Here is a 7,531-nt window from a genome sequence, read left to right as displayed (position 1 = left end):
CTTTTATATGAGTTGTTGTTAGCTTAATAACGAGTGGACAAACACTGCACCTATTGCGATAGGGCACACAAACTTAGTATACCAAGGCCATATTTTCCAAAATAGCGTAGTTTGTACCTCGGGATTGCCCTGTTGAATGGCTTGTAGTAATGAATTTCTATACCAAATCCAGCCTACAAAAATACAGCACATTAAGCCAAGTAATGGTTGCGCAACCTTAGTGGTAAGTGTGATCACTAAACCAAATAATGCGCCTAGGTTACACACAATCGTAATGCTAACAACTGCTATCAAGGCGCCAATGACCCACGTTGCTTGAATGCGCTTCAAGGCAAAGCGTTCTACGGCATAGGAAACAGGTGCTTCAAGCATTGATATTGACGAAGTGAGCGCAGCTATACTCATTAGGGCAAAAAATGCAAAGCCAACAAATAAACCTACACTGCCCATACCTTCAAATAAAGCGGGTAATACTTGAAATACTAAAGTATCTTCTGAGAGTAATTTTCCGCTTGCAGAAAATATCTCAACACCTTGTGCTTGAGCTACATACATAGCAGGAATAATAAGTAAACCAGCAACAAAGGCAATAAACACATCAATTAACGTTACGTATGCACCAAGAGACACTAGGTTTTCTTTTTTACTAATATACGAGCCGTATATAATCATAACGCTTGTGCCAAGCGATAATGAGAAAAACGCTTGACCTAAGGCGCTCACAATTAACTGGGTGTCAAAAATAGACGAAAAGTCAGGTAACAAGTAGGCTTTTAACCCTTCCATTGCACCTTCTTGAGTCAGTACATAAGCAATTAATAAAAATAAAATACCCAATAAAGCGGGCATCAAGCGCTTTGACCATTTTTCGATACCGTTTTCAACACCACGACTAATGATTGCTATTGTTAAAACAATAAAAACAAGGGTAAAAATAACGTTGCGAGTAAGTGATTGCTCGCTTAGCCAGGTTGATGCTGCGTCGGCTCCGGCCAAGGCGGCGATAGGTTGGGCTGTTGCACTGAGCATCCAACCTGCAACAATAGCATAAAAACTAAGTATAAAGCCGGCGCATAAAATACCCCCAAAGCCGACAATAAATGCAAAGTGTTTTTGCCAAGGTTTGTTAGATACTTTAGTTAAAGAAACGACTGCGTTGGCTTGCCCGTGCCGACCAATCATGAGTTCGGCCATTAGCGCAGGATAAGCTAAAAAGAAAGCTAACACTAAATAGGCAACTAAAAATGCGGCACCACCATTACTGGCTGTTTGTGTGGGAAAGCCCCATATATTGCCCAAACCTACGGCAGAACCGGCGGCGGCCATAATAAATCCAAAGCGAGAACTAAACTCGCCTCTAACTGCGCTCATATTATTATACTTCTCTGTTTTTTAACGGCGCTGACAATCTACTGGAAATGTAAAAAAATAAAAAGTGCTTATTTGCTGATCCCACATAATTTAGTTTTCCAGTGGTGTGATTAATGCGCTGTTTTTAGTAAATGTTAGGAGTAGATTAAAATTAATGGGTTGATTTTGTTTTAAAAATGTTAATTACACCGCGTAATTTATACTTTACGATTTATAGTGCTGGGTAATACTAAAGGTAAAGCAGGCTCCGCCTAAGTGCTTACTTTTGCTAACAGTAATAGTACCGTTATGCCAGTCAGCGACCTTTTCAACAATAGCCAAGCCAAGGCCATAGCTTTTATCTGCGCGGTTTCTATGATCTTCCTCTCTAAAAAATGGGCTTAATACATTTTTAAAGTTTTCTTGAGCAATCCCTGGGCCATCATCTTCAACAGTTATGATAAGTTGGCGTTCGTGAACCTTGGCGCTCAAGTAGATATATTGTTCGGCAAAATCGCATGCATTGGTCAGCAGGTTTGTAATTGCACGTGCAAACCAATGAAGGTCGGCAACAATAATGTCAGTTGAGCTATTAAGGTCAACAGTTAGCATCTGTGATTCTAACTTTGGGGCAAGCTGAACTAAAATGTCTTCAAGGTAATGCTTAATATTTGTTGAAGAGTACGTCAATTTGTTTGCGTTTTGTTCAAGTGTTGCAAACGCTAAGTAGCTCTTAAGCATGGATTCCATATGATCTAAATCGTTTTCCATACGCTCTAAATAGGTTTTATTTTTTTTCATCATGGGTATCTAAGGCGGCATCTAAGCCAAAGCGAAGACAGGCAATAGGGGTGCGTATATCGTGCGATAAACTTGATGCCATTAATTTATTCTCAGCGACAAGTTTTTCAATTTGGCTCGCCATACGGTTAAACGTTAACTCTACATCTCTTATATACGTGAAATGCGAGGCGTTAATTCTGGCTTGTGTATTGCCTGATGCAAACTGTTTAGCAGCCTCATTGAGAACACTTAGTCGCTTAGCGAGTGGCGCAATAATGAATCCCATTAAAATGCATAAGCCAGCATAAAAAAGCAAAGTTAAAAATATATCATTTCGTTTATCGGTGTCTGCGCTTTTTTTTAGTCGCATAGAAATATGAAAGGGGTTTAGCGCTTGGTTGCTATACAGCATATAAAAACCTTGCTGATCTTCTAAAATCAATCCGCCAACAGCATGCATTTGAAGTAATAATGAAGGAGGTAAAGCAAGTGATTCATTAGGTTTATAATCGATTGATAGATCAAACTCTTCACCTAGCTGCTTAACATATGCGCCACGTTCAGAGGTGGGAATATTTGCCAGTTGTTTACTAAATCCCATCATCATTTTACTTTGCACACTAAATTCGTCTTGTGGGGTATGTGCTTGCTGGCTAAAGGCGTCTATAAGCCACCCTAAAACCACAATAGATACCAGTGCGCTGCCAAGTAGTGATATGTAAAACTTTTTCATTTAAGCATACAGCTGTAAGTTACCATGCAGTAGAGACGAGCAAGTAACCACGCCCCCAAATTGTCTTAATTTTTTCAGGGTTTTGTGGGTCGTCGCTAAACTTTTTTCTTAGTGCAGAAATAAGCACATCGACACTTCTATCAAGTCCGTCGTATTCACGTCCTTTAGTGGCTTTAAAAACCGCGTCACGTGATACAACTTGGCCTGCATTACTTGCCAAATAATGCAGGAGTAAATATTCTGCACTGGAAATATTAACGTCTTCGCCGTTAAATTTCACGTTTCTCGATTCGGTATTAATATTAAGCGAACCGACCGAAATTGTGCTTTCTACTTTTTCCAATTTATTGGGCTCACTACTTTGACGAAGTGCCGCTTTTATACGAGCGAGCAAAGCGCGCGGGCGTACTGGTTTCATTATATAATCGCTCGCACCTACCTCTAAACCTATAACTTCATCCATTTCTTCATCACGTGCTGTAAGCATAATAATAGGCGCATTATAAAAGCTACGAAGTTCTCTACATACACTAATGCCATCTTGACCAGGTAACATAATATCAAGTAGGACAATGTTTGGGTTCAAGGTTTTTACCTGACTGACAACTTCATCACCTCGGTGACAAACATGGGTAGTGTAGCCTTGTTCAGTTAGGTATTCGGCTACCCACTGAGCCAATGATGCATCATCTTCTACTAATAAAATAGTGCCGTAATTATCCATAAATTATCCTTAATGCAGTGGCTAAAATAATCGCCAGCGACGCTTTTTTTGTCTGTTTTGATATACCCACTGAAGTTTTACTTCTGCAGTGCCAATTATTTTTGATGTATTACTATCAAATAGTTCAAATGCGATACTTTGCTTAGAATCAAACGCGTAATTTAATGTGCCTTGTTGCTGTTTGAGCCAACATTGCATAATGTATTTTGATGTTGCATCGCGTAGGCAATAATTACCAATAATGGGTTGGTGCCACGTAATAACAACGTCGGCATAACAATCGCGGCCTTCACGAAGAGCTACGCACGTATCAGGAACCGCGGTTAAAGTATTTTGTGTATCGCTAGATTGCGCAAGCGCTGATACAGGAAAAATTATTAGCAAACAAAACCATCTAAAAAACATAACGTAGGCCTACCTTGGCTTTATGCTGATACCCTTGAGAAATAATTGGGCTGTCGTCGATTTCTGCTGAAAACCATGTGGAAAGAAAGCCAGCTAGAAAAACCCAATCTTGGCTTATTGGGTATTCAGCATGAAATTCAAATATTAGGCTGGTACTTGCATGTGCATCATAAAAAGGTCGGTTTTCGGCTACTTCTTCTTGGTCAATGCCAAAATAATAATTTGTAAAATCAGCTGAATAAGCACTTACGCCAACACCGGATCTAAATTCCCAGTTTCGCCACGGTAAAATTTGGCTAAAGAAGGTGTTAACAACCCAGCTGTTATGGGCGCCAGAAACATCATAAAGGTATTCAAATGAAATTTGAGAGTTTTCGAATCGACGTGTAAGCCTAAGACCAACACCAAAATCATAGCGACGAGACTTTATGCCATCAAGCTCTGCAATTACACCACTGTTATAAAAGCCAAGCCCTTTTTCGTCAAAGCCTGCTTGGGTGTTCGTGCCCAGTATATCCAAGCCCCAATCATACTTATCAATGATACTGTAGCCGATAATAAGACCACCACTGAGTTGGTTATGATCAAAGTCAAGATAAAATCGGTCGTATGATACAGCAAGGCTTAAATCGAGCTCTAAATCGGTGTCGTAGGCATTGGTGCCGACTAGGTAAGTATCTTCTACAAAATAACTTGCCCCTGCGCTCCAGTCCCATGCAAATCCTTGAGTGGGCTCAAGCGTGTTGTCTGCATAGTAACGATTACTTGCTTGGGCTGAGGTTGCTATAAGGCTCAGACTAAACAAGACAATACTAAAAAGAGTACGGTTAAGTAAGGTATATTTCATCCACGTTGAGCCTGATTATTTGTTGTTATAGTGCGTAGTATATTGTTAAGGTGTACCCTTAATCTGTAAAAAAATGTAGCAAATGTTACTTTTACTGAACTTTAATTTTATCTATTAAGATACTGCTTAAGTAAAATTGCATCATAGGTGTTAGAGCACTGACTTCTGTGCGGCTACACGGACCACTTAACTTACTTAGGCTAGATAATTTAGACAGCATTTGATACTCAGGAATTTTCACCTCTTTACCCACTCTAGCTAAACGTGCTTCTTCTGTGTTTTGCTGGTGGATAAATGCAACAACCTCTAGTTCGTTTGTAATTCTTTGTTCTTCACTTAAGCTGTAAATTAGCGGCTCTCGGTGAAAGCTGGCGCTATCTATCGACGACGTTGCAAACCACACCACATCGCCAGACGCTTTGTGTGTTAAACGCATATTAACTTCTGCAAAAATAGACGCACATTGCTGCGTTGGGTATTGCTTTGCAATATTTTCAAACAAGACAAATGGCTTTTCAGGTGTGGCAATTGAATACTGTGTGTTTTCTTTAAATGTTAAGTCGAGCTTTTGAATAGTCAGCGTGTAATCACTGTTATTTTTACTCGTAACTTTAAGCTGTTTATCGTTAAGTGCTTGGCTTATTTGCGATAGTAGAGTGTCGGTTACACTTGCTTTATCGGTAATTATTTTTACAGTTTGATTTTGTAAAACTTTGTGTGCAGGCAATTGCACCGACTTCACTTTTGGTGAAGCATGATCTGTTTGGTATTTAAGCTGATACGTTTGCGTTGTTAATGCTGGCTTTAACGGCATAGCCAAAGGTTCTGCTGGTTGTTTGGTAATGGCACAACCTGATGAAAATAAAACAAAAAGTAATACAACTAAAAAACGCATAAATACTTAACACCCACAAAAAGTACAATAATTTTTGTATTGTACGTTAGTCCAAAGAAAAGTTCATGATATTATGCATACAGAGGCAGTTAAAAAGATAAAGTATTAAAAAATGAAGCGCTTACCACTTTTAAAGTATTGCTTAACTGCAGTGTGTTTTGTGTATGCAACCGTTAGTTTTGCAGCGCAGCAAGACCCAAATTGGGATAGTTTTGTAAAAAAGTATGGCCGTTACGCAGAAAAAAAACTCACGAGTAAAGGCATTCCAGGAGCTGCACTTTCGATAGTTAATTTAGGCAATAGTGATTACATCCATGCGGTCGGACGAACAAAAGCCCGAAATGGTCAAAAGGTTAATGTTCACACTCGTTTTAGACTGGCGTCGGTGTCTAAAACATTTGCAGGCTCTCTGGCTGCAAAATTATCTAGTGATGGGCTCATAAAATTAGATAACTCCGTCAGTAATTACTTACCTGATTTTATAGGCACAGAATACGAAAAAAACTTAAAAGTTTATCACTTACTTAGCCATTCTAGCGGCTTGGTGCCAAACGCATATGACAATTTAATTGAGTCGCGAATGGATTATCCCGATATAGTACAAAAGTTAGTGACGGTTAAACCTATTTGCGAGCCTGGTATATGCTACGGTTATCAAAACGTCATGTTTAGTTTAATTGATGATGTTATTTTAAAAAGTACAAATAAAGATTATTCACAATGGCTAAATGAAGGCATTTTTCAGCCACTGGATATGATTGATGCTAGCTTGGGTTATGAAGCCATGGTGGTTGATAGTAATTATGCTTTACCGCACGTACGTGGAAAAAAACGTTGGTACACTGCAAAGCTGAAAAAAAATTACTACAAAGTTGGACCCGCAGCTGGTGTTAATGCTAGTGCAAGCGATATGGCTATCTGGTTAAAGGCGCAATTAGGTCACTACCCTGAAGTGTTGTCACTTGATGCTTTGTCTAAACAAACTCGGCCCTATACACGCACTAAAAAAGAAATGTACCGCAGGGTGTGGAAAAAACAGTTACACGAAGCTTATTACGGCTTAGGCTGGCGAGTATACAATTACGATAATGAAACCTTGTATTATCATAGTGGTTGGGTGCAAGGATACCGAAGTGATTTGGTGGTATTCCCCCATTTAAATATTGGCTTTAGCTTAGTGTTAAACGCCGAGACAGGGTTAATTAATGAGTTAACAACCGAGTTTATTAATCGTTTGTTGAAGTACAAACGTGAGCAGACAATATGAAAGTAAAATACGGTGTTTTTATTTTTTTATGTGCAGTTTTATTTAATAGCCAATATGTATTTTCGGCTCCAGAAAAAATATACCTTTTTCGCCATAGTGAAAAACTAGCGGGTAAAAACCCAGGGTTAACTCAGCAAGGCTATAAACGGGCAGAGCAGCTAGTCACATTATTTAAGCAATTCGATAAAGTGCATGTATTTAGTAGTAACTATAAACGTACTTTACAAACAGCAGGTCCACTTGCTGCGCATTTTGATTCTGAAATAAAGATTTACAATGCTAGAGATTTGGCAGATTTAAAAAACCAGATAGTGTCTTTGGATGGCGTAGTTGCAGTGATTGGTCATAGCAATACAACTCCAGAACTTGCAACGTTGCTTTCAAATGAAGAAATAGAACCAATGAGTGAAATGCAGTTTTCACGCTATTTCTTGTTAAGTAAAAAAAAGCATCATGCAGAAATTAAATATTTACTCAAAGACTTAGAAATGAATTTTACTTTTTAGAATTCAGGACTAAATAAATAA

The 7,531-nt window shown here is 38.9% G+C and carries 7 protein-coding genes and 1 pseudogene; 2 read left to right on the top strand and 6 right to left on the bottom strand.

What is annotated here, in order from left to right; all coding sequences use genetic code 11:
• Nucleotides 1–18: 18 nt before the first annotated feature.
• The 6 genes and pseudogenes from P20480_RS13235 to P20480_RS13255 form a co-directional block, all read right to left on the bottom strand.
• The gene (locus P20480_RS13235; RefSeq protein ID WP_006793916.1) at nucleotides 19–1,371 is read right to left on the bottom strand and encodes a sodium-dependent transporter; all 1,353 of its coding nucleotides are present in this window, start codon (nucleotides 1,369–1,371) and stop codon (nucleotides 19–21) included.
• A gap of 204 nt (nucleotides 1,372–1,575) precedes the next feature.
• Nucleotides 1,576–2,866 (bottom strand): annotated as a pseudogene (locus tag P20480_RS17810) (sensor histidine kinase).
• A 19-nt stretch (nucleotides 2,867–2,885) separates the two neighbouring features.
• The gene (locus P20480_RS13240; protein ID WP_008127973.1) at nucleotides 2,886–3,590 is read right to left on the bottom strand and encodes a response regulator; all 705 of its coding nucleotides are present in this window, start codon (nucleotides 3,588–3,590) and stop codon (nucleotides 2,886–2,888) included.
• A gap of 21 nt (nucleotides 3,591–3,611) precedes the next feature.
• Nucleotides 3,612–3,995, bottom strand: coding sequence for a DUF3019 domain-containing protein (locus P20480_RS13245; RefSeq protein ID WP_006793913.1), 384 nt, complete (start codon nucleotides 3,993–3,995; stop codon nucleotides 3,612–3,614).
• Nucleotides 3,985–4,842, bottom strand: a complete 858-nt coding sequence (locus tag P20480_RS13250; protein ID WP_008127970.1) for a MipA/OmpV family protein — start codon at nucleotides 4,840–4,842, stop codon at nucleotides 3,985–3,987. Before P20480_RS13250 ends, P20480_RS13245 begins: the two co-directional genes overlap by 11 nt.
• 91 nt (nucleotides 4,843–4,933) lie before the next feature.
• Nucleotides 4,934–5,737, bottom strand: a complete 804-nt coding sequence (locus P20480_RS13255; protein ID WP_008127968.1) for a hypothetical protein — start codon at nucleotides 5,735–5,737, stop codon at nucleotides 4,934–4,936.
• Between the two features lie 112 nt (nucleotides 5,738–5,849).
• Between P20480_RS13255 and P20480_RS13260 the strand changes: the two genes are divergently transcribed.
• Both P20480_RS13260 and P20480_RS13265 read left to right on the top strand, forming a co-directional pair.
• Nucleotides 5,850–7,004 carry a serine hydrolase domain-containing protein gene (locus P20480_RS13260; RefSeq protein WP_008127967.1) on the top strand — a complete coding sequence of 385 codons (1,155 nt, stop codon included), beginning with the start codon at nucleotides 5,850–5,852 and terminating at the stop codon, nucleotides 7,002–7,004.
• Nucleotides 7,001–7,510, top strand: coding sequence for a SixA phosphatase family protein (locus P20480_RS13265; RefSeq protein WP_008127965.1), 510 nt, complete (start codon nucleotides 7,001–7,003; stop codon nucleotides 7,508–7,510). Before P20480_RS13260 ends, P20480_RS13265 begins: the two co-directional genes overlap by 4 nt.
• The last annotated feature ends 21 nt before the right edge of the window (nucleotides 7,511–7,531 follow it).

Source organism: Pseudoalteromonas sp. BSi20480, assembly GCF_000241365.1.
GTDB lineage: Bacteria > Pseudomonadota > Gammaproteobacteria > Enterobacterales > Alteromonadaceae > Pseudoalteromonas > Pseudoalteromonas marina.
This window is presented reverse-complemented; position numbering and strand designations above follow the sequence as displayed.

What these genes read in the sequence shown, in the direction of transcription:
- P20480_RS13240 (WP_008127973.1), bottom strand. Translation starts at nt 3,590, where the DNA reads ATGGATAATTACGGCACTATTTTATTAGTAGAAGATGATGCATCATTG.
- P20480_RS13250 (WP_008127970.1), bottom strand. Translation starts at nt 4,842, where the DNA reads ATGAAATATACCTTACTTAACCGTACTCTTTTTAGTATTGTCTTGTTT.
- P20480_RS13260 (WP_008127967.1), top strand. Translation starts at nt 5,850, where the DNA reads ATGAAGCGCTTACCACTTTTAAAGTATTGCTTAACTGCAGTGTGTTTT.
- P20480_RS13255 (WP_008127968.1), bottom strand. Translation starts at nt 5,737, where the DNA reads ATGCGTTTTTTAGTTGTATTACTTTTTGTTTTATTTTCATCAGGTTGT.
- P20480_RS13235 (WP_006793916.1), bottom strand. Translation starts at nt 1,371, where the DNA reads ATGAGCGCAGTTAGAGGCGAGTTTAGTTCTCGCTTTGGATTTATTATG.
- P20480_RS13245 (WP_006793913.1), bottom strand. Translation starts at nt 3,995, where the DNA reads ATGTTTTTTAGATGGTTTTGTTTGCTAATAATTTTTCCTGTATCAGCG.
- P20480_RS13265 (WP_008127965.1), top strand. Translation starts at nt 7,001, where the DNA reads ATGAAAGTAAAATACGGTGTTTTTATTTTTTTATGTGCAGTTTTATTT.